At 35.4% G+C, this 24,152-nt stretch carries 25 protein-coding genes and 1 other annotated feature (1 of these 26 cut by a window edge); of the genes, 3 read left to right on the forward strand and 22 right to left on the reverse strand.

The window, feature by feature from the left end:
- Positions 1-107: 107 nt before the first annotated feature.
- Positions 108-428: a hypothetical protein gene (locus tag HHU08_RS16300; protein WP_016202930.1), complete on the forward strand. Its 321-nt coding sequence runs from the start codon at positions 108-110 to the stop codon at positions 426-428.
- Positions 429-582: 154 nt separating this feature from the next.
- Here the strand turns inward: HHU08_RS16300 and sigK are convergent, their stop codons facing one another.
- The gene (gene sigK, locus HHU08_RS16305; protein WP_016202929.1) at positions 583-1,302 is read right to left on the reverse strand and encodes an RNA polymerase sporulation sigma factor SigK; all 720 of its coding nucleotides are present in this window, start codon (positions 1,300-1,302) and stop codon (positions 583-585) included.
- Positions 1,303-1,609: 307 nt separating this feature from the next.
- On the opposite strand from sigK, the gene HHU08_RS16310 reads away from it, so the two are divergent.
- Positions 1,610-3,547, forward strand: coding sequence for a fructose-1,6-bisphosphatase (locus tag HHU08_RS16310; RefSeq protein WP_169188864.1), 1,938 nt, complete (start codon positions 1,610-1,612; stop codon positions 3,545-3,547).
- A gap of 227 nt (positions 3,548-3,774) precedes the next feature.
- Here the strand turns inward: HHU08_RS16310 and HHU08_RS16315 are convergent, their stop codons facing one another.
- The 9 genes from HHU08_RS16315 to HHU08_RS16355 form a co-directional block, all read right to left on the reverse strand.
- Positions 3,775-3,912 carry a YrzI family small protein gene (locus HHU08_RS16315; protein WP_101730779.1) on the reverse strand — a complete coding sequence of 46 codons (138 nt, stop codon included), beginning with the start codon at positions 3,910-3,912 and terminating at the stop codon, positions 3,775-3,777.
- Between the two features lie 20 nt (positions 3,913-3,932).
- On the reverse strand, positions 3,933-4,085 hold the full coding sequence (locus HHU08_RS16320) for a YrzI family small protein (protein ID WP_016202926.1): 153 nt from the start codon (positions 4,083-4,085) through the stop codon (positions 3,933-3,935).
- 27 nt (positions 4,086-4,112) lie between these two features.
- Positions 4,113-4,262, reverse strand: coding sequence for a YrzI family small protein (locus HHU08_RS16325; protein ID WP_169188865.1), 150 nt, complete (start codon positions 4,260-4,262; stop codon positions 4,113-4,115).
- Positions 4,263-4,733: 471 nt separating this feature from the next.
- Positions 4,734-4,973, reverse strand: coding sequence for a YrhC family protein (locus HHU08_RS16330; protein ID WP_016202924.1), 240 nt, complete (start codon positions 4,971-4,973; stop codon positions 4,734-4,736).
- A gap of 183 nt (positions 4,974-5,156) precedes the next feature.
- The gene (locus HHU08_RS16335; RefSeq protein WP_169188866.1) at positions 5,157-6,290 is read right to left on the reverse strand and encodes a bifunctional cystathionine gamma-lyase/homocysteine desulfhydrase; all 1,134 of its coding nucleotides are present in this window, start codon (positions 6,288-6,290) and stop codon (positions 5,157-5,159) included.
- On the reverse strand, positions 6,291-7,214 hold the full coding sequence (gene cysK / locus HHU08_RS16340) for a cysteine synthase A (RefSeq protein ID WP_169188867.1): 924 nt from the start codon (positions 7,212-7,214) through the stop codon (positions 6,291-6,293). It abuts the gene before it with no gap.
- Between the two features lie 348 nt (positions 7,215-7,562).
- Positions 7,563-8,255 carry a 5'-methylthioadenosine/S-adenosylhomocysteine nucleosidase gene (mtnN, locus tag HHU08_RS16345; RefSeq protein WP_169188868.1) on the reverse strand — a complete coding sequence of 231 codons (693 nt, stop codon included), beginning with the start codon at positions 8,253-8,255 and terminating at the stop codon, positions 7,563-7,565.
- A gap of 4 nt (positions 8,256-8,259) precedes the next feature.
- Positions 8,260-8,907, reverse strand: coding sequence for a class I SAM-dependent DNA methyltransferase (locus HHU08_RS16350; protein ID WP_169188869.1), 648 nt, complete (start codon positions 8,905-8,907; stop codon positions 8,260-8,262).
- A gap of 238 nt (positions 8,908-9,145) precedes the next feature.
- Positions 9,146-10,483, reverse strand: a complete 1,338-nt coding sequence (locus HHU08_RS16355; RefSeq protein WP_100525934.1) for an ISLre2 family transposase — start codon at positions 10,481-10,483, stop codon at positions 9,146-9,148.
- Positions 10,484-10,791: 308 nt separating this feature from the next.
- Here HHU08_RS16355 and HHU08_RS16360 point away from each other — a divergent pair, with 308 nt between their 5' ends.
- Positions 10,792-11,004, forward strand: a complete 213-nt coding sequence (locus tag HHU08_RS16360) for a YrzA family protein (protein ID WP_016202919.1) — start codon at positions 10,792-10,794, stop codon at positions 11,002-11,004.
- Between the two features lie 276 nt (positions 11,005-11,280).
- Here HHU08_RS16360 and HHU08_RS16365 read toward each other — a convergent pair whose 3' ends face one another.
- The 12 genes from HHU08_RS16365 to alaS form a co-directional block, all read right to left on the reverse strand.
- A complete protein-coding gene (locus tag HHU08_RS16365) occupies positions 11,281-11,925 on the reverse strand; it encodes a YrrS family protein (protein ID WP_169188870.1) in 645 nt (214 codons plus the stop codon).
- 115 nt (positions 11,926-12,040) lie between these two features.
- Positions 12,041-13,804, reverse strand: coding sequence for a peptidoglycan D,D-transpeptidase FtsI family protein (locus HHU08_RS16370; RefSeq protein WP_016202917.1), 1,764 nt, complete (start codon positions 13,802-13,804; stop codon positions 12,041-12,043).
- 282 nt (positions 13,805-14,086) lie between these two features.
- Positions 14,087-14,563: a transcription elongation factor GreA gene (gene greA, locus HHU08_RS16375; protein ID WP_016202916.1), complete on the reverse strand. Its 477-nt coding sequence runs from the start codon at positions 14,561-14,563 to the stop codon at positions 14,087-14,089.
- A gap of 530 nt (positions 14,564-15,093) precedes the next feature.
- Positions 15,094-15,729, reverse strand: a complete 636-nt coding sequence (gene udk / locus HHU08_RS16380; protein WP_016202915.1) for a uridine kinase — start codon at positions 15,727-15,729, stop codon at positions 15,094-15,096.
- A 6-nt stretch (positions 15,730-15,735) separates the two neighbouring features.
- Positions 15,736-17,004 carry a peptidase U32 family protein gene (locus HHU08_RS16385; RefSeq protein WP_016202914.1) on the reverse strand — a complete coding sequence of 423 codons (1,269 nt, stop codon included), beginning with the start codon at positions 17,002-17,004 and terminating at the stop codon, positions 15,736-15,738.
- Positions 17,005-17,024: 20 nt separating this feature from the next.
- Complete coding sequence (locus tag HHU08_RS16390) at positions 17,025-17,954, reverse strand: peptidase U32 family protein (protein ID WP_169188871.1); 930 nt, start codon at positions 17,952-17,954, stop codon at positions 17,025-17,027.
- A 2-nt stretch (positions 17,955-17,956) separates the two neighbouring features.
- The gene (locus HHU08_RS16395; RefSeq protein WP_226752509.1) at positions 17,957-18,598 is read right to left on the reverse strand and encodes an O-methyltransferase; all 642 of its coding nucleotides are present in this window, start codon (positions 18,596-18,598) and stop codon (positions 17,957-17,959) included.
- Between the two features lie 317 nt (positions 18,599-18,915).
- The gene (gene mltG / locus HHU08_RS16400; RefSeq protein WP_169188872.1) at positions 18,916-20,067 is read right to left on the reverse strand and encodes an endolytic transglycosylase MltG; all 1,152 of its coding nucleotides are present in this window, start codon (positions 20,065-20,067) and stop codon (positions 18,916-18,918) included.
- Positions 20,068-20,250: 183 nt separating this feature from the next.
- Entirely contained in the window at positions 20,251-20,538 is a 288-nt protein-coding gene (locus HHU08_RS16405; protein WP_016202909.1) for a DUF1292 domain-containing protein, read from the reverse strand.
- Between the two features lie 12 nt (positions 20,539-20,550).
- Positions 20,551-20,967, reverse strand: coding sequence for a Holliday junction resolvase RuvX (ruvX, locus tag HHU08_RS16410; protein ID WP_016202908.1), 417 nt, complete (start codon positions 20,965-20,967; stop codon positions 20,551-20,553).
- A gap of 4 nt (positions 20,968-20,971) precedes the next feature.
- The gene (locus tag HHU08_RS16415; RefSeq protein WP_016202907.1) at positions 20,972-21,238 is read right to left on the reverse strand and encodes an IreB family regulatory phosphoprotein; all 267 of its coding nucleotides are present in this window, start codon (positions 21,236-21,238) and stop codon (positions 20,972-20,974) included.
- 74 nt (positions 21,239-21,312) lie between these two features.
- The gene (alaS, locus tag HHU08_RS16420) at positions 21,313-23,940 is read right to left on the reverse strand and encodes an alanine--tRNA ligase (protein ID WP_169188873.1); all 2,628 of its coding nucleotides are present in this window, start codon (positions 23,938-23,940) and stop codon (positions 21,313-21,315) included.
- Positions 23,941-24,025: 85 nt separating this feature from the next.
- Positions 24,026-24,152, reverse strand: a binding site (T-box leader) (it continues 106 nt past the right edge of the window).

The raw sequence follows: 24,152 nt of genomic DNA on the forward strand, positions 1-24,152 counted from the left end.
GTAATCTAAAAATGATTAAATTTTCCAATTCTTTCGTTCTCCACCCTTTACTTATTCGCATACTTTAAAAGGACATGCATACAATGTAAGGAAGGAGGAGAGAAAAGGTGAAAAAAATCTCTTTAATATCCATTATCATCTTATTGGGTTTTATTGCTTACATAGAAACTCCAACTGCTAAAATTAATAAAAATCAAGTTCTCTTTTATGGATCTACAAATGAAGAGCAAGAGGTTTCCAGTAATGCCAGTGAAATATTTGGTGCTCCTGATCTTGAATATAAATTAGATGAGACAAAAGAAGTGGATGGGTTTATAGTGGAAGTTTACCGAGAATATGAAATTTACAAAAATCGGCAAGGAGAAGTAGTAAAAACCGTAGCTACCGACAACACAGAATACATACATTACGCAAAGTATAAAAGATAAAATAAGCCGCTTAGTCAAAGATACGAACCAATCGACTAAGCTGCTCTTTTATCCTTCTCGCCTTTTCAACTAGATTTTCTATTAGTTTATGATGTTTTTTATGCAAAACGATCCTCATAAGAATGCATATTGTTAACATTCTTATGTAAAATTGTTATTCATTTTTTCGCTTTTTTTCCTTTTCGGCCCGGTAGAATTCATGAAACATTTTCATCAAGGCTCTCTTTTCTATTCGCGAAACATAGCTCCTCGATATTCCTAGTTCTTTCGCAATTTCTCTTTGTGTTTTTTCCTTCTTTAAATCGAGACCAAATCTTCCGATAATCACTTCTTTTTCTCTTTCATCTAATACATCAATATATTCTTTTACTTTTTCGAGCTCCATATTTAACTGTATCGTATTTACAACATCTTCCGATTCTGATTTTAGTACATCTATAAGACTGATTTCATTTCCTTCCTTATCTTGACCAATTGGATCATGAAGAGAAACATCTTTTTTTGTTTTCTTCAAAGCTCGAAGATGCATAAGTATTTCGTTTTCAATACAGCGAGCGGCATAAGTAGCTAATTTTGTTCCTTTTCCCTCTGAAAAACTCTCTATCCCTTTTATGAGACCGATTGTTCCAATCGAAATTAGATCTTCTGAATCTTCCCCTGTATTTTCAAATTTTTTCACAATATGGGCAACTAAACGCAAATTATGCTCTATTAGCATATTTCTCGCATGCGAATCACCTTCAGCCATCAATCGTAAATATTTCTTTTCATCACTCGCTGATAATGGTTGGGGAAATGCATTGTTCTTAACATAGGACACAAGAAAAACCAATTCTTTGAGTAAAGCTCCAAGCGACAACAAGATTCCAGTCATCTTTCCACCTCCACATTCAAGGACAATTGCCTATACTTCATTACTATGTAAAAAGTGAGGTGGTTTTGCATGTCCAAGTGACAATAAACTTTGGAAAATCTATTTTATTTTGGTTTATTCACTATCTGCTTTGGGTAATATCAAGAAGCACAAAATCGATAAACTTCTATTTAATTATTTTCTATGGATACAAAAAACAATGAATAATTTTCCAATTATTTTAAAATGAATACAAAATTCTCATTATTTCCTTGTATAATACATATATTGATAGCTTTTTTCTATTACATGGGGGTGGACAAACAAAATGGATACTAAATATTTGGATTTACTAACAGAAAAGTATGATTCTGAAGAAAAAGTGGTTACTGAAATAATAAATTTAGATGCCATACTCAATCTTCCAAAGGGGACCGAGCATTTTGTCAGTGACCTGCATGGAGAGTATCACGCATTTCAACATGTTTTAAGAAATGGTTCTGGAAATGTTAAGGAAAAAATTCGCGATTTATTTAAAGACGAGCTTTCCAAAACGCAAATCGATGAATTTGCAACATTGGTATATTATCCAGAAGAAAAGCTAAAAAGAGTAGTAAATTCATTTATACATACAACAGAACTGGATACTTGGTATGCTGATACGATCGAAAGGATGATTCGCCTAGTATCCTATGCATCTTCCAAGTATACAAATTCCAAAGTGAGAAAAGCGTTGCCACAGCAGTTTGTTTACATAATTGAAGAATTATTGTATGAGAAAAATGAATTAAATAATAAAACCGATTATTATTCAAGCATCATTAACAGAATTATTTCTTTAGGACAAGCGAATAAATTAATTATCGGCCTATCCTATACAATACAAAGACTAGTTGTTGATCATTTGCACGTCGTTGGAGATATATATGACCGAGGACCCTACCCCGATAAAATCATCGAAACATTAATGGAGTATCACTCCGTGGATATACAGTGGGGGAATCATGATGTTCTATGGATTGGTGCATTTGCAGGGTCAAAAGTCTGTCTTGCTAATATTATTCGTATTTGTGCAAGATATGATAATTTAGATATTATCGAGGATGCATATGGTATAAACTTACGGCCACTCTTAAATTTAGCGAATAAATATTATAACGATAATAAAGCTTTTCGTCCAAAAATGAATGCCAAAAAAGAAGAAAACTCAGAAGAAAATATTTTACAAATAACAAAAATCCATCAAGCTATTTCCATCATTCAATTTAAACTAGAAATGCCTATTATCAAAAGACGTCCTGATTTCCAAATGCACCACCGTCTACTTTTAGAAAAAATTAATTACGAGAATAATACCATTGATTTAAACGAAAAAAATTATTCACTAGAAAATATTTGTTTTAATACAATTAATCCAAAAGATCCTTCAAAGCTATTAAAAGAAGAAGAACAAGTCATGGATAAGCTGCTTTTTTCGATCCAGCATTCAGAGAAACTTGCAAGGCACATTCACTTTCTTATGAATAAGGGGAATCTATACTTAAGATATAACAGCAATTTATTAATCCATGGTTGTATTCCTTTAAATGAAGATGGAACGATGAAAACGATGCGCATTGATGGAAAAGATTATTGCGGAAAGGAATTATTTGATCTATTTGAATACTATTTACGCTATAGCTTTAATCATCCTGAAATATCGGATGACTTTGCAACAGATTTAGTTTGGTATTTATGGACTGGTGAAAATTCCTCGTTATTTGGCAAAAAAGACATGACTACATTCGAGCGGTATTTTATTAAAGAAAAGGAAATCCATAAAGAGAAAAAGAATCCTTATTACTCCTTGCGAGAAAACGAAGAGGTATGTCGCCACATTTTAGAAGAATTTGGGCTAAATCCTGATCAAGGACATATTATTAACGGGCATACACCCGTAGCTGAGATCAATGGAGAAAACCCAATTAAAGCCAATGGGAAAATGATTGTTATTGATGGTGGTTTCTCCAAAGCCTATCAATCAAAAACAGGAATCGCAGGCTACACTTTATTATATAACTCTTATGGCATGCAATTGGTTGCACATAAGCGCTTTACTTCAAAGGAAGATGTTTTAGAAAATGGTACAGATGTCTTGTCTGTAAAAAGAGTAGTCGATAGAGAGTTACAACGCAAAAAGGTATTAGAAACAAATGTAGGTCAAAAATTACTGGAGCAAATGAATGATTTAAATCGATTGTTGGAATACCGCTATATTAAAAAATAAGAGAAAAAACAAGCAGCGGGTTTTTATTTTAGCCCGCTGCTTGTTTTTATCTGTAATTCTTTTTTATCGATAGAAGATTGCTTCCTCATAAGCGCTTCATTCGTGCAGGTTGTTCATTCAAACCCCTAAGTTAGTCAGTATCTTTCTCCGCCCATAAGATTGATTGTCGACATTGCAAGATGATCAAAAACATTTTTATCCACCTCTCCTTTTTATCTATATTTTTATTAGAAATGCATCATAGAAAACTGTTTCCTTCTATTTTCTTCCATAATTTCTTCAATATTTTGCTGATGAATGATTTCTTCTTCAGTCATTTGTTTTTGATGTACAGTAATTGTAAAAAATAACATATTTATCGTCATAATTATCACCACCTATGATGTTAGTAATTGATTCGAGAAAAATACCCAGAACGAATTTGCTTGTTTTTTGTTTCTTCGAATATTTGCTCGATTTCCTGTAAATGAGCATGTTCTTCTTCACTCCACTTTTTCAAGTTAATAGTTATTGTAATAAAGAAAATATTTAAGGTCATGTCTTCACCTCCCAAGAGTGAATTTTTTTACAACCTATGGTTTAAATAGCCAATTTCATGCAGCTTTCTACGATTTTCCTCCATTCTCTTCTCCATTTCCATCTCTTGTAACCACTCTGCGTTTGTATACTGCTTTTTCTTAATCGTTACCGTTAGAAAAATTAGATTTAACGTCATATTTCCCACTCCTAATTTTCGTTTTTTTCCATAAATGGTATATTTTTCTCGTGAGCGCACAAAAAAACCGCAAATAGACTGATCTGCGGTTCAAAAAAAGGCATAATAAAACCGCAGGACACGACTACCCAGCGGTTGGAATATTTTAGTTAAAATAAAACTAAGATAACAAATCCCATTCCGAAGTGGTTGAATTCGTGTATGTTACATATTTAATTACTACTACACTGTTTAATTCTGGTAAATTTCTGACCATTTTATTCAACCTCCTTAGAATTTTTTTGTTCTCACATTGGTAATTATATCCTTCGATGCCATTTTTGTAAACCTCTTTTTGAAAAAATGGACATTTCACACTATTTTTCAAGTTTTTTTGTTATATCTGCTTCTATGAAGTTTGTTGCTATTGCCCGCAGCCCCTTATTCTCTACATCCAGAAAGATTATGGCTAAAATCCCCTTTAAATCTAACTTATGATTCTTTCCATTCATCCAAAAGTTTTTTTAATTTCTTAGCTTTACCCAAAAATAAAATCGAAGCACTTAAGAAAAGAATCGAAGTAATGAGCATTCCAATGTTATAACCAGCTACCTTGTCCATTTTCGGAATGATTATTCCTATATAAAAAAACGCTCCAACTGCTAATAAAACGGTGCCGAATTGCTGATAATCAGATATTTTGTCCGTTAAGATTTTCATCTTTTTCTCCATTTCTTCCCCTACTTCCTAGTAAACTATATAATTACCATAACATAGGAATAGAAGAATAAGCTTTATGAAATCAATAGCTAAATTGCGATATTATGGAAAATACAGCGATCTCCGCAACTAAGTATCCATCAAACAAAAGAGATTTACAAATAGATGCACTATCTGTAAATCTCTTGTCTATTATTATTGTAATGCCTGTTTTAGATCTTCGATTAAATCTTCTACGTCTTCTAAGCCAACCGATATTCTTACAAGTCCATCTGTGATACCAAGCTCCGCTCTTCTTTCTGCTGGGATAGACGCATGCGTCATTCTCGCAGGCACTGAAATTAAGCTTTCTACAGCTCCCAAGCTTTCAGCAAGCGTAAAATATCTAACTTTCTCTAAAAGCTTATCAGCGTTCTCTGCGCTTCCTACATCAAAGCTTACCATTCCACCAAATCCAAGTGCTTGCTTCTTGCTTATTTCATGATTCGGATGAGCAGGAAGTCCTGGATAATATACTTTTGAAATGGCAGCATGCTCTTCTAGAAAAGCTACAATTTGTTTTGTATTACTTTCATGCTCCTCCATGCGAATTCCTAGTGTTTTCATCCCTCTTATTAAGAGCCATGAATCATGTGGTCCTAACACTCCACCTGTTGAGTTTTGCACAAAATGAAGATCTTCAGCTAATTTTTCATCATTAACAACAACTAAGCCTGATACTACATCACTATGGCCTCCCAGATACTTCGTTGCGCTATGAAGAACAATATCTGCCCCTAATGTTAGTGGAGTTTGCCAATAAGGTGTAGAGAAAGTATTGTCTACTATCGTTAATAATCCATTTTCTTTGGCAACACGAGATGCTGCTTCTATGTCTGTTATTTTTAATAATGGATTCGTCGGCGTTTCTATATATAGCGCTACTGTATTTTCTTTTATAGCCTCATGAATGTTGCTTATATCACTTGTATCAATAAAGGTGGCCTCTATACCAAACTTATTTAACACCTTTGTCATAACACGGAAAGTTCCACCATACACATCGTCTGTTAATAGAACATGGTCTCCCTTTTTAAATAGCATCATAACCGCAGTAATAGCTGCCATACCAGAACTGAAAGCAAAACCCCTTTTTCCTTCTTCTAAATCCTTGATGAGCTCTTCTAAAGCATGACGAGTAGGATTTCCAGTTCTAGAATATTCAAAGCCTTTATGATTTCCAATTCCGTCCTGTTTATATGTGCTTACTTGATAAATAGGAACATTAACTGCACCAGTATGAGGATCTCCTGGAACTCCACCATGTATTAATTTCGTTTTTCTTTTCATTTAAATTCCTCCATCAAATATTTTCTTGCTTATATAACGATCACTAGAATCAGGGAAAATTACAACAATATTACTGCCACTTTTTGCTTTCTTAGCTTCTTGTATAGCGGCATATAAAGCTGCTCCTGAGGAACTGCCTACAAGCAGACCTTCCTTTTTGGCTACAAGCTTTACATAATGGAAGGCATCTGCATCAGAAACAGTATAAATTTGATCAAAATAGCTTTTATCCATATATGCTGGTAAAAACTCCATCCCAATTCCTTCTGTTTTATGCGGGCCACTTTCCCCTCCATTTAAAATAGAGCCCTCTGGTTCTACTATTACTGCTTTAACACCTGGATTTTGTTCTTTTAAATACCGAGCCGTTCCCATAAAGGTTCCGCCTGTGCCAGCACCAGCGATAAATATATCAACTTGATAATTTAATTGCTCCCATATTTCCGGACCGAGTGTTTTATAATACGTATTAGGATTTGCCTCATTTTCAAATTGTCCTGGGATATAAGAGTTAGGAATTTGTTCTTGCAGTTCTTTCGCTTTTTCGATTGCACCTTTCATTCCTAATGAAGTTGGTGTATGAATAATTTCTGCTCCCAACGCTTTCATTATCTCTTGCTTTTCCAGGCTAAACTTCTCAGGTACACAAACAATTACCTTTATACCTGTATTTAACGATGCAAGTGCTAACCCGATTCCCGTATTCCCCGCAGTAGGTTCGATAATCGTGCCGCCTTCAGCAAGTTTTCCACTCTGCAATGCTTCTTGAATTAATTCATATCCTAGTCTATCTTTTATACTTCCACCTGGATTATAAAATTCCAATTTGGCAAATATACGAACATTTTCAGGTAATGAAAAATGAGTAAGTTCAACCATAGGTGTACGACCAATTAATTGATGTACATTCTGATAAACATTCAAACTCTACACCCCCCTTTTATTCTTACCTTATTTACAAGAAATTTCGTTCCATCCATAAATTACTTCCGTTCCAACTATTCTTAGTGATTTACTAGTGTTTAGAGATGAAGAAGGGCGAAATACTCCCCTTCTTTATCTCTTTTTAAATTTGGCTGTTTTTCGTAAAGTTTGTTGCGCTTACCCGCAGCCGGAATACACTTCGCTTTCCGTGGGGCTAACCTTGAGCCTCCGGGGTCTCAGACTGTCTCGCTAATCCCCGTGGCGTCTACGTGTATTCAGTCTGCTCCATTTTTCCAACTAATTCTTTTTTTCGATGGAAAAACAACAATCCTTTAGAAGAAAACAACCTTAAATTTTATCAACGATTCCCATTACTAAATTTGCTGAATGTACAGCAGCTTTTTCTAAGTATTGGTCAAAAGATAGATGGGATTCCTTCCCAGCAATATCTGATAAAGAGCGTATAATTACAAATGGTATATTGTATTGATAGGCAACCTGAGCGATGGCTGCTGCTTCCATTTCAACAGCTTGCAGATTTTCGAATTTCGATTTTATAAACGCTGCTTTTTCTGGCTGATTAATAAACGAGTCACCAGTTGTAATCAATCCTGTTACTACTGTATGATTACCAATTTCTTTTGCACTTTGTTCTGCAACAGCAATTAGTTTTTCATTTGCCTTAAAACTTGCTGGCATTTGTGGGACTTGCCCGTATTCATAGCCGAAAATAGTAGCATCTACATCATGATGACGCACTTCATTCGAAATGACAACATCTCCTACTTCTAGCTCAGGATTCAACCCTCCTGCTGAACCAGTATTAATGAGATAATCTGGCTTAAATGTTTGAAGAAGAATTGTGGTACTCATCGCTGCATTGACTTTCCCTATACCTGAGCGAAGTAAGACAACTTCTTTTCCAAATAATTCGCCTTCAATAAATTGAAATCCAACGACTGTGTGTTCTTTCTTATTTACTATTTTTTCGCGTAATAAAGTTACTTCTTCTTCCATTGCACCGATTATTGCGATTTTCAATTCATTAACCTCTTTCGTTTATTTTTTCCCCTTCCATAATCCAGACAAAATCATTCATCTTTTTGAAATGTGTAGTAAAACCATTCTTTTCTAAGAGTTCTGTTAGAATGGGGATTGTTGTATAATATTCTCTCTGTAAGTCTTCTGCTAAATTATGCTGCCCTTTTTTACTTGCATCTAGAATTGCTTGGTTGTACGCTTCTTTTGTGACATACATAGTATCAGCAAACACTATTTTACCACCTATAGGTAGAAGATTACTATACTGTTTAATCGCTTCTTCTTTTTCTTGATCGGTTAAATGATGAAATGCATAGGTACTTACAAATGTATCTGGTTTACTATCTAACTTAAATTGAAGAAAGTCACCCTCTATTAACTGTGCCTTTGCACCGATTTTTTCCTTCGCCAACTTTCTCATAGCAGGTGATGGTTCAATTGCAGTAACCTTTAAACCCTTTGCAATCAATTTTAGTGTAAGGTTTCCTGTACCAGGTCCGAATTCGACAACATGACCAGTGGAACGTTCTGCTACATTATTTAAAATATGATCATAATGGTGAAAAACTGCTTCATACTCTTTGTTATTCGTAAGACTGTCATCATAAGAATCAGCCCATTGTTCAAATATCTCAAGGAACTCTTTTCCCATAGCTTTGCACCCCTGTTGTTTAAATATATATAATTCCTATAAGTATACTATGGTTTTTAATATTACTTGTTCTTAATTTATCATATCTTCCTTTTTCTAATCAAGAATCTTTAAATAGTAGATTGAGTCAAGTTTTTGTGGGAGTTTTTTTAGCTCCCTTTTTTATAAAGTAAAACCTCTAAGTTTGTATCCGCTTTCCAATTGGTTTTGTTCTTCCAACTGTTGATTCTCTCATTTTTTAAAAACCTTTTAATCCCTGTAAGGCAAAGTGAACGGGTTTTCCAATCGCTTGATTTAAGTATGGCATGTTCTGACGCACGGTTTCTGTTACTAATTTTGTGGGTATTTTTCTTTTCGGTCGATGCTCTTTCTTTGATTTTTCCGTGGCTTTTTCCCATTTTCCATATATCGTTTGGATAGATAGATCATCCTTCAACCCAATCCACAAACGTGCCATGCTCATGACGCCTTTTTTGCTCCATGCTCTTCCATTTTTTAATCGTTTGGCTAATTGATTCATCATTGCTTCTGCACTTCCCATTGGACGATACGCTGTCGTGTCCACGCCTTTCTCCTGTAACCAACTACGGTAATCTTTTATGGTTTCCTGATGATGCGTTAAAAAGCCGAGGAAATGCGCTAGTTTTTCTTCTTCTTCTGGTGTATCCATTGTTCCTACTGCGCTATTCAACTCTAGAAGTAATGTTTCTACCTGGTAGTTTTTTAACGCTCTTTTCATGTAGCGGTATCGAGGATGGCTCTTCATTAGTTGCTTCATCGAACGAGCGACATGAAAACGGTCCATGGTGAAAAAGGCGCGTTCCCGAAAATACTCCCGACATGCCGTTATCCAGCCTGCTCCATCGCCATTAATAATAAGCAAGGTTTGGGTTGGATCATACGCATAATGATTCTGTAAGAATGTTTCAAAAGCTTCCCAAAAGGGTTCTTTTTCTTCATAGAGAAAATGCCTTTTATTTCGGAGCCTGACTCGCTTTCCGTTTTCTTTCCATCCCTCATGTACAGCGGCGAATTTCAACTCCCATCCACGCTTTTTCTTTTCTTGACTCTTCACATATAATCCATCTACTTCGACAAACAACACCTTTTGAAAAGGACGTTTTTCCTTAGCGGGAAGTACGCTTGTATGAAGAAGATGTTGCCGTAATGCTTCGTGGCTCATCGCCGAATAGCCTAAAAATTGTTCGAACGTTTCCACCGCCTTTCGATAGGAGGAACCATTTGTCGCTAATTCTAGCCCCCATTCTTCTAATAGTGGACTAAACCCTTTATTCCCTTGAAACTGTAAATAATGATCTAACAGACAAATATATTTTTTGGTTACACGATCGAAATAATAATTACGCTTCAGCTCCACTGCTCCAAACGCTGTATCTACTCGTATTTCTCGTTTATCTCGTAAAGCAAATCTTCTTTTGTCTCGTTGCTGAGCAATCTCTAGATCCCAATTTTCTAATGTTTGAACAAGGATTTCTTGAAAGGTCATTTGTAGTGTTCGAAATAAAGTTTTTTCCAATTCTTTTAATGATGGCATTTTTGTGTTACATTGATTCATGAGAGCCTCTCCTTTTCGTAGTATTCTAGTCAAACTCTACTTTACAAAAGGAAGCTCTCTTTTTTAATACTTAATTTTTTCCAGCTACCGCGCTTTCGCTTGGTGGCCTTTTTGTCTAGTTGGGGGACGAGTCCCCCAACTAGACAAAAAGGATATTTATTCTCCCACAAACATTTTACTCATACTAAATAGTAAGTTTATTCCCTATTTTGCAATAATTATTCCATCTGTTTATCTATTTTGTTATTATTCCATTATGTGCTTATGGTATGATAATTTTACTGTTAGAAAGAAAGGAAGTTTGAAGCATGAATATCCAATTAGAAATGATAGAGGATAAAGTGGAATTTTTTGAAGGGGAGAGTCTGAAGACAATTGAGAAAAAAATCAATGAACAAATTGAAGTGAATAAAGCCATTTTACTTTCTGTTCATTCCGTCTCCCATCAAGTCACTATATTAGATAATGGTCGACCTTATTATACAGCGGTGGTTCATTTCAAAGTGAAGAAAAGTTATTAAAAACAAACAAAAAAACTGGAGATTATTTCTCCAGCCAGCCTGTAGACAAACCCCTGAATTTTAGAAATAGAGGTTTATCTATAATTTATTTATTAGTCCCTTTGAATAGGGATTTGCTTTTGCTTTCCGCTTCAGGGGTTCGCTTTCCGTGGGGCTCGCGCTGATACCACAGGAGTCTCCCCCCTTCCACTCCAAGCAACGCATGAAAATTCCATTTAAGTTTTTAAAAATCTTTTTATCGACAAACTGACTGGAGATTATTTCTCCAGCTCTTTTTTACCGAATATTCAAGTCTTTTATTTCTTCTACTTTTGTCGGTTTCCATCCACTTCCATCAACCCATTCAATATACACTCTATATTTTTCAGATTTGTCCTTGGATGATACGGTTCCAATGGATTTATGTGGATCTTGATTATTGTTGCCGAGGAACCACAAAGTCATATTCCCGCTATCTAAACCAGTCGCATAGGACAATGCTTTTATCTGCTCATTCCAATCTACACCTTCTGAATAAGAGGCAACATGTTCACCCGTTTGTGTTGTTCCAACTGGCTGCCAGGAAGAATTTTCTATCGTTTTAATGACATTAGAGTCACTGCCGCCTTCTGTGACGACTTCTCCATCTTCTGATTCCTCTTCCTCTTCCTCTTCAGTAGTAGTATTTTCATCTGTATTATCCGATCCAGTTGTTGAACTAGCTGTTTCTTTATCACCAGATGCCTGTTGCCCAGTTTTCGTATCACTATCTTTATTTTTATCAGCATTTTTTTCATCATTTGTATGAAAAATAGAATAAGATACGAAAACTATTAGTAGAATAACGACAATAATTAATCCATTTAGAATAAAGTTTGTTTTCTTTCTTTTGGAACGTTGTTGATATCTTGTTCTACCTTCATCATTTATCTCTTTACTCAAGGTGTTTCTCCTCCTATTGACTTTCCATATCCTTAAATACAAACGATTATTTTTTCACTGTACCTATTTTAACATGGTAGTGTACTTTTAGAAAAGCAAGAACCATATATGTCTACTATTGAGCGGACTTTTGCTCCTTTTCATAAACCCCTTTTACCACCTCTGCAAAAAGCTGATTTACTCCACCTTCGTCCGAGTAAACATCTAGATTCACCGTTACTAATGCATATTTAGGATTATCGAATGGGAAGTATCCTGCAAACCATTTATTATGAAGCTGCTTTCCCTCTTTCAAAACACCTGTTTCTGCAGTCCCTGATTTACCTGCAACTTCAAAAGGTAGATCCTGGAACCATCTACCAGTCCCTTTTTCGTTTGTGACAACTTCTCTTAACAGCTTTTGCAATCTTGAAGCAGTATAGGGGGAAATCTTCTCTCCGTCCAGTTCTTGTCTGTCAAAAGAGTATAAGGTTGTGCCATTTTTGTATTGAATATCTGAGACAACTCGTACACTTTCTTTCGTACCTCCTCTTGCAATCGTCGCCATCATATTCGCCACAGCTAACGGTGTAACACGAACCTCATGTTGACCAATTCCAGTTAAAGCAACATAGTTTTTATCCTTTTTTGCTTCCTCGTTGAGAAACACTCTTCCCTTTTCTTCTCCACTAAACTGTTGAAATTCTGCTGAATGAAAGATACTTCCCTGCCAACCAACCAAGCTTGTTAAAGATAATTTTTCGGCATATATCTCCAGTAAATTTTCATCTATCTCTTTTAAGTCTTTCGCCAATGTTCCAAATGTGTTGTTACAGCTAACCGCAAAGCTTTCTGTAAAATTCAGCATTCCATGCTGATAATTCGGGTCTTGCTCTCCATTAATCTTCTTACTACAATCATACTGCGTATTGGCGTCATCTAATTTATTATCAATCGCTGCCGCTGCGATGACGGTCTTAAACACAGATCCAACTATCTGCTGTTTTAGCATGTAGTTATTTACTCCATCTGTCTGGTATGGATTTGTTTTATTTATCTGTGGTCTAGAAACCATTGCCGCAACAGTATTATCCTCAAGATTCAACAGTACTAGTCCACCCTTCTTTATACCTTGTTCATCAACTAATTTTTCAGCCATCTCCTGTAGTTCTGTATCAATTGTAGTTCGAATATTAACAGGATAAAAAGGATTTGCTGGTTCCACGTATTTAACATTCAATCCAAAAAGTGGTCCACCTTTCGCATCGACATGATAAACAAGTTTTGATTCCCCATCTGGCAAAAGAAATTCATCAAAACTTCTTTCCAATCCTGTTAAGCCAATTAATGTTGTGCCTACAAGCTCTCTATCTGGATATCGCTTTTGTAATTGCTCTTCATTTTGTCCCGTTATACCGAGTAATTGTTCAGCGATATTGTTATTAATATGAAATTTTTTTTCGGCAGCAAATACACCTGGAATTTTCAATTGATTAATTGCAGACATCTGGCTGCTTGTTAATTCTAAAGGGTTCTTACCTCCAAAGACTACTGGATCTTTGGCATCTATAATACTTTTCTTTACATTGTATTCACTAGTCCCAATAATATCCGCTACTTTTTTGCTATTCCATTCCATTTTATTTAAAAAGGGAAATAATATTAAAACAGATTTTGTCTGATGTGTAAGCGAATCTCCATTTTTATCAAGAAAAGTTCCCCTGCCATTGTCCAACAGCATTTCCTGTGATCTTTGCTTTACGCTTGCTTCCACCAAATTAATATTGTGCTTTGTAAAATGATTTGTCTCTACTAATTGCACTTGTATTAATCGTCCAAGCAAAACACATAAGGCAAGTAAAAAAACGATACCAATGCCAACTATTCTTTTTCTCCACATATAAAAAACACCTCATCAAGAGTGTTGACGAGGTGCTTTATTTATAAACAAAAACAAGATAACTTTTTATTCTAGGTGTTTTCGTATTGATTATTGCTATAAAACGCAGATTGAATACACTTCGCTTTTCGTAGGGCAAGCTTTTAACCTCTTCAGGCATCACAAGCTACTTTCACCTGTCTCGCTAATTCCCCCATGAGTCTACGTGTATTCCGCCTGCTCCATTTTTTTCAACTAATTCTTTTCTCCTATTGAAAAAACAACAATCATTTAGAAAACAGCCTATTTAATTGAAACGATTTGTACATTCATCTCTCCACCTGGAGTTTGTACATTTACTTTATCTCCAACTTTTTTCCCGATTAAGCTCTTCGCAATCGGTGAATCATTAGAAATTTTCCCTTCAAATGGATCTGCCTCTGCACTACCAACGATTGTATACGTTTCCTCTTCACCATCTGGAAGTTCAATAAAAGTAACCGAACTACCTAGAGAAACTGTATCACGGTCCAACTCATCCTCAGAGATAATTTTTGCATTTCGAATCATATTTTCAATTGTAGTAATACGACCTTCTACAAAAGCCTGTTCTTCTTTTGCTGAATCATACTCAGAGTTTTCGGATAAATCACCGAAACTACGGGCGATTTTAATACGTTCCACTACTTCTTTACGTTTTACTGTTTTTAGTTGTTCTAGTTCCTGTTCTAATTTTTCTTTACCTGCTAATGTCATTGGAAATTCTTTTTCGATTGCCAAAATCTTCACTCCTTCAAGTATGGGATATGTAGAAAAAATAGCACAAATGCTATTTTAGAAAATCCCTAATATTTATGTATTTAAAGATAATTGCACGACAACTTTGGATAGACGCGCTTTTTTTCTAATAGAATGAGTTTAATACGGATTGAAGAAAAAAGAAAGCATTTTCTATTAGATTATCTGTTCTACTTTAACATTTTTTCACTAATTAGTGTTTATTTGTTAAAGAATGATTGTTTTTATAAAGTTAACCATGTTTATTCCATTGCGCTATAGACACTTTCTTTCCCCTTCTTTCTGTAGGAGTTGAGTGTCTTTTGCTGTATTTCACTCTCGTTTTAAAATAATGTTTAAAAGCGACCAATATGATAAGAACAACCTCGTAAAACTACGTTAATATTTCTTCATTCATTCTTCCTGTTATCTTAACCTATTGTTTTCTTACATAAACAATATTGGGAAAAATAGGCTGTCTATAGACAAACAGCCTATTTTTCCTGATAATTTAATGAACACCATCTATTGTTTCACAAAAGTGATTTTTGTTCAAGAATGGTCTGAATCTTAGTAACCATTAAATCGATCGCTACATGATTATGGCCACCTTCAGGAATGATAATGTCCGCATATCTTTTCGTTGGTTCTATAAATTGATTATGCATTGGGCGAACCACATTAACATATTGTTCAATTACAGAATCAATCGTTCTGCCTCTTTCTTTGATATCTCTCATCAATCTTCTGATAATGCGCAAATCAGCGTCTGTATCCACAAACAACTTCATGTCCATTAAATCACGGAGGCTTTCATCCTCTAGTATTAAGATCCCTTCAACGATGATTACATCCTTAGGCTCCACTAATATTGTTTCATCCGAACGAGTATGCATTGCATAGTTATATACAGGCTTTTCAATTGCCTCATAATTTATTAACTTTTGAATATGACTTATTAGCAATTCCGTGTCAAATGCCAGCGGATGGTCATAATTTGTTTTTAACCTTTCTTCAAATGGTAAATGAGATTGGTCTTTATAGTAATAATCTTGTTCGATCATTAAAATCGAATGTCCTTTAAAATGGTCAAATATCGCTTTGGTCACACTTGTTTTTCCAGATCCGGAGCCACCTGCGACACCAATAACTACTGGTTTTGGCTGCATGCTTATTTAAAGCTCCTTTCGCATCATATTATTTGGATAAACAGGGTGGTCCACCTTAAATTTAACAATTTGTAATGGATGTCTAGCAGCATCCATTTCCTTCCCGTCTGCATCCCAAATTTTATCAACTATCATTGTAAAATTATCGATTTCTGGACCAAAAAACTCAACTTCTTGTCCCTGTTTAAAGAAGTTTCTTTGTTGTAATGTTACTATTTTTGTTTCTTCATTATAATCAAGCACTAAACCAGCAAAGTCAAAAGTGGTCTTTTTGCTATGATTTCCAAACATTTGCTCTTTATACCCAGGCTGACCTTCAAAGAAAGCCGGAGCCGTATCTCGATTTGCACATTTATCGAGTTCCTTTAGCCATTCCTCTTTTATGACAAAATTATCTGGGTCTTGACAATAAGCATCCATAACTTTTCGATACACACTAACAACAGTAGCGATATAGTGAATAGATTTCATTCTACCTTCGATTTTCAAACTATCTATGCCTAGTTCAATCATCCTTGGAATGGATTCGATTAGCTTTAAGTCTTTAGGGCTCATCGCAAACGGCGCATCTCCATCGGTGAATAAAGGTTGTTCTTCTGTACCATCTAGCTTGTACAAATCATAATCCCAGCGACAAGATTGGCAGCAACCTCCACGGTTTGAATCTCTTGCTGTCATATGATTGCTTAATGTACAACGACCAGAATAAGCGATACACATTGCACCATGAATAAAAGTTTCAATTTCGACATCCACTTTTTCTTTCATTTCCTTAATCTCTTCAGCACTCGTTTCACGAGCCAGCACGACACGTTCTAATCCCTCTTCCTTCCAATACTGAACGGCCTTCCAGTTAGAAAGGGATTGCTGTGTACTTAAATGAACCTCTATTTCTGGAGCAACTCGTCTACAAGTCTCAATGATTAATGGATCTGCAACAATTATTCCATGAACACCCGCTGTCTTTAAACCCAATAAATAATCTTCTAAACCGTCTATATTTTCATTATGTGCAAAGATATTTGTAGTTACATAAACTTTTGCTTGATATTTCTTAGCAAACTCCACTCCCTCTTTCATTTCTGCAAAAGTGAAGTTTCCAGCATTTGAGCGAAGTCCATATTCTTGTCCACCAATAAAAACAGCATCTGCACCATAAGCAATAGCAATTTTTAGTTTTTCTAAATTACCAGCTGGCGCTAACAGTTCCGGTTTCTTTACAATTACTCTTTTCCCATCTCTTATTTCAGAAATAGGATCTTTAACTAATGTCATTTCCCTTCTCCTCCACTTGTTTAGTAAACCGTTTCTTTAAAGAAAAATCCTGTATCCAATGGTCTGTTAGGTGGTTGAATCTTCTCTATCTCAGCAAGTAAGTGATCTTTTTCATCTTCATATTGATTTGGATCTTTTAAATATAAGGTTATCGCTTGATGATAAAGAGCTGTAACCGCCATAATATATGCTGGATCTTTTAAAAGGCCATCAATTTTAAAAGAATCAACCCCAGCATCAATTAGCTCTTGTAACTCATCGATAATGCAAATATCATTTGGACTCAAAATATGTGTCCCGTTTTCATCCTGAAAAATTGGATATTTATTTTCTCTTTCTTTATCATGCAGGAAGAGGTTTTTATCTGTTTTGCTAGCTTCCAATTCAACTTCTTTCCCTTGATATTGAAAGTAATGTTCTAACAAGGTACGTTTTGATTGAAACATCGTTGTGATTCCGTGAACTTGAATTTCAATCTCCACTTCTGCATGTTCTTTTGTTTCAATTATGGCATCCATGCTAATTTCTCTTGCAAGGACAGCTCTTTTTGAACCTTTGCGTCCCCAATAATTACATGTGTACCAGTTCGTCCCTGTTGTTTCTGTATTCCAATGTAATTTCATATTTGGCGCTACTTCTCTAGCGATCATTAATACAGCTGGGTCACCATAATAAATAGCATCTGCATTCACATCCACTAGAAAACGAAGATATTCCGTTACATCCTCGATTTTATCATTATGAAAAATGGCATTTACAGCCACATACACCTTTTTCCCTCTTTGATGCGCTATTTCAATCGCCTTTTTTACTTCTTCACGATTAAATTCACCAGCTAATCTTAAACCAAATTTTTGTTCACCAATAACAAAAGCATCTGCTCCATTATCAATTAGTGGCTCTATATCGTTTATACTGGTTGGCGTTACTAGTAATTCCGGTTTTTTCATTATTATCCCCTCTTTTTACTAATTGCAATACCGTCTCCCACAGGCAAAATTGCTGTGTGATAATCCTGATTTTCCATAAGCCATTGATTATAATTTCTTATTTTACGTACTAATTGGCGAAGATTTCTACTGTCTATTTCTTCTTCAGCAACTAAACCATGAAACAAAATATTATCTGTGTACACGATTCCGTCATTTGTTAAAAACTGGCTATATAAATCGAAAAACTTTTGATACTGTCCTTTAGCGGCATCAATGAAAATGGCATCAAACGGTCCATATTGTTTGACAATCGACTCTAATTCTAGTGCATCTCCATACAACAAAACAATTTGTGATTCTCGTTTAAGCTTTTTCACATTCTCTTTCGCAACTAAGTGTCTTTGTTCATCTCTTTCGATTGTAATTATTTGCGATGATGGCAATACTTCCGCCATTCTTAATGCAGAATAACCAATAGCAGTACCAACTTCCAAAATTTTTTTAGGCTGCTGAATACGTAGTAATTGTAATAATGCTTCAATCCCTATTAATTCCATAATCGGGACTTCATTTTCTTTAGCATATTGTTCTATTTCACTTATCTGGTTACTTCTTGCTGGAATTAAATTTTCCATATAATCCAGGAGTTGTTTATTTTGCAAGGATGAGTCCCTCCTATTTTCCTTAAAGCCCTATCCTTTTGGTCTTCTACCTAAAAATAGTTAGCTTCTTCTAAAGAACCTAACAAATCAAAAACAGTGTATGAAATTTAGCTAATTACGTAATACATACTCAAAAACACTTGTACTATTTTATCATAAAATATTAGAGAATGCTAATAAATCTTTATTTATCAAAGGCTATATATATATAATCATTGACAAATTATTGAACAAATATTGCATACGAGTATAAAACAAGACTGCAGTCATTCACCTTTCTGTTTGTCTGCAGTCTTGTTTCTATCATTTCATTTGCTCTAATTATTCTCGGTAATATACTTAGCTTTCAATTCATTATGCTCATTGAGCGATTTAGAGAAATAAACTTTCCCATCTTTCGAAGCTAAAAAATAGAGATAATCTGTATCATCTGGATGCAGTGCTGCTTCCATAGAAACTGTTCCAGCATTCGCGATCGGACCAGGTGGTAATCCTACATTTTGATAAGTATTATAAGGTGAATCTACTTCGAGATCTTTATAAAGCACTCTATCTTTATGTTCACCTAACGCATACAGGACAGTAGGATCTGTTTGCAGTGGCATACCTTCTTCGATACGATTATAAAACACACTGGCAATTTTCTTACGATCGACATTCTTTGTTGCCTCTTCTTCGATTAACGAAGACATCGTTAAAAATTGATGAACGGTTAAATTATCTCTTGCAAGCTCCGTTTCATAGGCTTTTACTATACTTTCTGTTTTATCAAGCATTTCGGAAACAATTGCTTCCAGTGTTGGTTTTTCTTCATAATAAGAATAAGTTGCCGGGAATAAATACCCTTCAAGCGGATGCTTTATATTTTTTGCCCAAATTTCCGTTGTAAGAAGATCAGGATACTTAGCCATTAAACCTTTAATAAAAGCTTCATCATTTAATTGCTTCCAAATGTCTTCTTCATTTTGCTTTGTTTTCTCAGCAATAATGGCGGCAATTTCACTTAACTGTTTTCCCTCAGGAATCGTCATTGTAAAAATCGGCTCTTGCATAATCTTACCTGTTTTTAAGCTATCAATAATTTCTTGAATCGACATGGACGGATTCATATGGTATTCCCCTGCCATAAAATTCGATTCATTTTTAAATTTCACATAATATTTAAATACCTTTGCATTTTTTACGAGTCCATTGTCCACCAGCAATTGAGAAATAGTGTTAACACCTGAACCTATTGGAATATCCACAATAATTTCTTTATCACTTTTGGGATTAACTGGTTGTAATGCTGATTTTATGTAGAAATATCCTGAAGTTCCTACAATTGCAATAATCATGATTAATACAAAGGCAACAATTAATACGATTCTTCTTACTAATTTTGCTTCTTGTTGTCTCTGATGTAAATTAGCTAAAAATAACTCTTTCTTACTATTTAGAGTATTGTTTTCGTCTTTATTTTTAGTCAAACTTTTCCCTCCTTGACACACACCAATCAAACATTTTTTACATATCTCGACCTATTATACTATATTTTGCAAAAGAAGTTGTAGCTTTTAGCGAAATTTACATGTTCCTCCAAGGACAGGAGCAATTTGTGAGAAGACTTTCCACAATAAAAAAAGAGCCCTATAGGACTCTTTTTTTATTTATTACTCTTCTTCCTGTTCTGCGAGGAATGTATTTAACATTTCTTCGACTAGATCCCATTCTTCCTCTGTTTCAATTGGAGAAAGTTCACCGTCTCCTGTTTCTTCATTTGGTATGAAGGAAGATGCGTGGATATCGATTTCTTCATCATCGCCTTCTTCTCCAAGAGGGTAGTATAATACATATGATTTTCCAAATTCATCAGATTCAAATGTAAATAAAATCTCGCATAATTGTTCATTTCCTTGTTCGTCTACAACCGTAATTGTATTTGTTTCACCGTGTTCCATATTTCCACCTCATTATTTTTGGCTGTCTAAATACCCTTGTAAAATAATAGACGCCGCCATTTTATCGATAACTTTTTTTCGTTTTTTTCTACTAACATCTGCTTCCAATAGGATTCTTTCAGCAGCCATCGTTGTTAGTCGTTCATCCCAAAAAACAACTGGCAGTTCAAATCTTTCTTCTAAAAGCTTCCCGTACATTTGACTAGCTTCTCCTCGAAAACCTATACTACCATTCATATTTTTTGGAAGTCCAACCACTATTTTACCTATATCATACTCAACAATCAAGGACGCAATACGGTCTAGACCAAATTGTTCTTTCTCTTCATCAATTTGAATCGTTTCAATTCCTTGTGCTGTCCATCCTAAAGCATCACTAACAGCAACTCCTACTGTTTTTGAGCCCACATCTAAGCCCATTAGTCGCATACATCTATTCCTCTCGTTGCCGTTTTAAATAAAACTTCACAAGTTCCTCAATAATTTCATCACGCTCTAATTTACGGATGATATTGCGTGCATCCATGTGGCGGGGAATATAAGCAGGGTCCCCGGAAAGAAGATAACCAACAATTTGATTGATTGGATTATATCCTTTTTCTTGAAGTGCATCGTATACTTGATAAAGTACTTCCTTTACATCATGTTCATATGGTTCTTCTGGAAAATTGAATCTCATTGTTTTATCGAATGAGCTCATTTTGAACACCCCATTTCCTTTTCGAACAATTTCTGTTAAGAGTTATCTACATTTTACACTACTTGTCCCTAATATCAAACGGATTTCACATATTCTTCTACAAAATCTAAAGCATCATTTAATTTAGATGGATCCTTACCGCCTGCTTGAGCCATATCTGGACGACCGCCTCCGCCGCCTCCACAAATAGAAGCTACTTCTTTTACAATCTTTCCTGCGTGGTAACCTTTATCCATTAAATCTTTCGTTACACCAGCAATTATATTTACTTTTCCTTCATTAACACTTCCTAAAACCAACACAACAGAGCCAATTTTTTGTTTTAATTCGTCTGCCATTGTACGTAGATTATTCATATCCACATTTGGTATAGAAGCTGCTAATACAGGAACTTCATTTACCATTTTTACTCGATCTACAAGATTGCCAGCCTCAATATTGCTTAATTTTGCAGCAAGCGACTCATTTTCACGCTGTAATTGCTTGACTTCCGTTAGAAGACTATCAATTCGAGTTGTAACATCTTTTGGATTTGTCTTTAATTTACTTGCAGCTTCTTTTAATAAGTGAATTTGATCTGTTAATTGTTGATATGCAGCTTGTCCAGTTACTGCTTCAATACGTCTTGTTCCCGCACCTATTCCAGCTTCCGATACAATTTTAAATAAGCCAATTGCTGAAGTGTTGTCAACATGACATCCTCCACACAATTCTAAGCTGTATTCACCCACTTGAACAACACGAACGATTTTGCCGTATTTTTCACCAAATAACGCCATAGCACCCATTGCTTTTGCTTCATTGATATCTTTGTAGTCAATTTGGACTGCAATACTTTCCCAAATTTTTTCGTTTACGATGCGTTCAATTTCATCTAATTCTTCTGCAGTAATTTGCCCGAAATGAGAAAAATCAAAACGTAAGCGATCTGATCGCACAAGGGAACCTGCCTGATTAACATGTGTTCCTAAAACATCTTTAAGTGCCTGATGCAATAAATGTGTTGCTGTATGATTTTTGACTATTTTCGAACGATTTTGGCTATCCACTTTAGCTGCTAACACATCGTTAATCCTTACAGCTCCCGTTTCGATCGTTCCTTTATGCAAGTTTTGTCCGTTAGGTGCTTTTTGAACGTCCTCGACTTTGATTGTGACATGATCTGATTTTAACGTTCCTTTATCAGCAATCTGTCCGCCACTCTCTGCATAAAAAGGTGTTTTATCTAATATAAACTGAATTTCATCGCCTGCTTCAGCTGCGTCCACTTCTTCCCCATTTTTCAACAATGCAACTATTTTTGCTTCAGTTGCCCATTGATCATAGCCAATAAACTCACTTTCTACTTTAATATTCCCTAGAACACCACTTTGAACTTGCATGCTGTCTACTTCTTGTCTTGCTTTACGGGCACGGTCACGCTGACTTTCCATTTCCTTCTCAAAGCCTTCATGATCAATGCGAAGTCCCTGTTCTTCCGCATATTCCTCTGTAAGTTCAACTGGGAATCCATACGTATCATACAAACGGAAAATATCTTCTCCTGCGATAACCCCATTTCCCTTTGCTTTCTCAATTACTTCAGAAAGAATGGCAAGCCCTTCATTTAAGGTTTCATGGAATCGTTCTTCTTCACTTTTCATTACTTTTTGAATGAATTCCGTCTTTTCTTTCACCGTTGGATAATAATCGACCATTATTTCTGCAACGACTGGAACTAGCTCAAACATAAACGGACGATTAATGTTGATTTTCTTTGCGTAGCGTACTGCTCTACGTAATAATCTTCTTAAAACATAACCTCTTCCTTCATTCGATGGAAGTGCTCCGTCGCCAATTGCAAAAGCAACTGTACGAATATGGTCTGCGATCACTTTAAATGCTTCATCACTTGAAGAATCCTTACCATACTTTACATCTGCTAATTGTTCCGTAGCATGAATAATAGGCATAAATAAGTCTGTATCGAAGTTTGTTGGAACATTTTGAACAACGGATGCCATACGTTCCAAACCCATTCCTGTATCAATATTCTTCTTTGGGAGTGGAGTATATGTTCCATCTGGATTATGGTTAAATTCAGAGAAAACTAGATTCCATACTTCTAAATAACGATCATTCTCTCCACCTGGATATAATTCAGGATCATTTATATCATCCCCATACTCTGGACCACGATCATAAAATATTTCCGTGTTAGGACCACTTGGCCCTTCGCCAATATCCCAGAAATTTCCTTCTAATCGAATGATACGATTCTCTGGCACTCCAATTTTATCTCTCCATAGAACATACGCTTCTTCATCTTCTGGATGAATCGTTACTGACAGCTTTTCTTTCTCAAAGCCGATCCACTTCTCATCAGTTAAGAACTCCCAAGCCCATTCAATTGCTTCTTCCTTAAAGTAATCCCCAATGGAGAAATTACCGAGCATTTCAAAAAAAGTATGGTGGCGAGCTGTTTTCCCTACGTTTTCAATATCATTTGTACGAATAGACTTTTGTGCATTTGTTATTCTTGGATTTTCTGGTATAACACGACCATCAAAATATTTTTTTAAGGTTGCTACTCCACTATTTATCCACAATAATGATGGATCATCATGAGGAACTAGAGATGCACTTGGTTCAATTGCATGTCCTTTTCCCTGGAAAAATTCTAAAAATTTGCTTCTTATTTCTGCGCCAGTTAAATTCTTCATCGCATTTCCTCCTATTTTTCTATATGTAATTGCTACGAATTTAGAGTTTTACCTTTTTTCTGCATAAAAAAAACTCCCATCCCTGGACAGGGACGAAAGTATTGCTCGCGGTACCACCCTGATTATGGATAAAAGTATACAAAGACACTTAAAAATTTCTATCCATCTCTCAATACTCCTTAACGCGGAAAACGGCAGTGATTAGCTGCACT

The sequence above is a fragment of the Niallia alba genome (assembly GCF_012933555.1).
Lineage (GTDB): Bacteria > Bacillota > Bacilli > Bacillales > Cytobacillaceae > Niallia > Niallia alba.

Bases quoted from the DNA above. Each gene is read 5' to 3' on its own strand.
- HHU08_RS16415 (WP_016202907.1), bottom strand. From the start codon at position 21,238: ATGAGCTCATTCGATAAAACAATGAGATTCAATTTTCCAGAAGAACCA.
- HHU08_RS16330 (WP_016202924.1), bottom strand. From the start codon at position 4,973: ATGGAGAAAAAGATGAAAATCTTAACGGACAAAATATCTGATTATCAG.
- HHU08_RS16325 (WP_169188865.1), bottom strand. From the start codon at position 4,262: ATGACGTTAAATCTAATTTTTCTAACGGTAACGATTAAGAAAAAGCAG.
- alaS (WP_169188873.1), bottom strand. From the start codon at position 23,940: ATGAAGAATTTAACTGGCGCAGAAATAAGAAGCAAATTTTTAGAATTT.
- HHU08_RS16355 (WP_100525934.1), bottom strand. From the start codon at position 10,483: ATGAATCAATGTAACACAAAAATGCCATCATTAAAAGAATTGGAAAAA.
- HHU08_RS16360 (WP_016202919.1), top strand. From the start codon at position 10,792: ATGAATATCCAATTAGAAATGATAGAGGATAAAGTGGAATTTTTTGAA.
- ruvX (WP_016202908.1), bottom strand. From the start codon at position 20,967: ATGCGACTAATGGGCTTAGATGTGGGCTCAAAAACAGTAGGAGTTGCT.
- HHU08_RS16320 (WP_016202926.1), bottom strand. From the start codon at position 4,085: ATGACCTTAAATATTTTCTTTATTACAATAACTATTAACTTGAAAAAG.
- HHU08_RS16370 (WP_016202917.1), bottom strand. From the start codon at position 13,804: ATGTGGAGAAAAAGAATAGTTGGCATTGGTATCGTTTTTTTACTTGCC.
- HHU08_RS16405 (WP_016202909.1), bottom strand. From the start codon at position 20,538: ATGGAACACGGTGAAACAAATACAATTACGGTTGTAGACGAACAAGGA.
- HHU08_RS16390 (WP_169188871.1), bottom strand. From the start codon at position 17,954: ATGAAAAAACCGGAATTACTAGTAACGCCAACCAGTATAAACGATATA.
- HHU08_RS16385 (WP_016202914.1), bottom strand. From the start codon at position 17,004: ATGACATTAGTTAAAGATCCTATTTCTGAAATAAGAGATGGGAAAAGA.
- HHU08_RS16335 (WP_169188866.1), bottom strand. From the start codon at position 6,290: ATGAAAAGAAAAACGAAATTAATACATGGTGGAGTTCCAGGAGATCCT.
- HHU08_RS16315 (WP_101730779.1), bottom strand. From the start codon at position 3,912: ATGACGATAAATATGTTATTTTTTACAATTACTGTACATCAAAAACAA.
- HHU08_RS16310 (WP_169188864.1), top strand. From the start codon at position 1,610: ATGGATACTAAATATTTGGATTTACTAACAGAAAAGTATGATTCTGAA.
- udk (WP_016202915.1), bottom strand. From the start codon at position 15,729: ATGCAGCCAAAACCAGTAGTTATTGGTGTCGCAGGTGGCTCCGGATCT.
- HHU08_RS16350 (WP_169188869.1), bottom strand. From the start codon at position 8,907: ATGGGAAAAGAGTTCCTTGAGATATTTGAACAATGGGCTGATTCTTAT.
- sigK (WP_016202929.1), bottom strand. From the start codon at position 1,302: ATGACTGGAATCTTGTTGTCGCTTGGAGCTTTACTCAAAGAATTGGTT.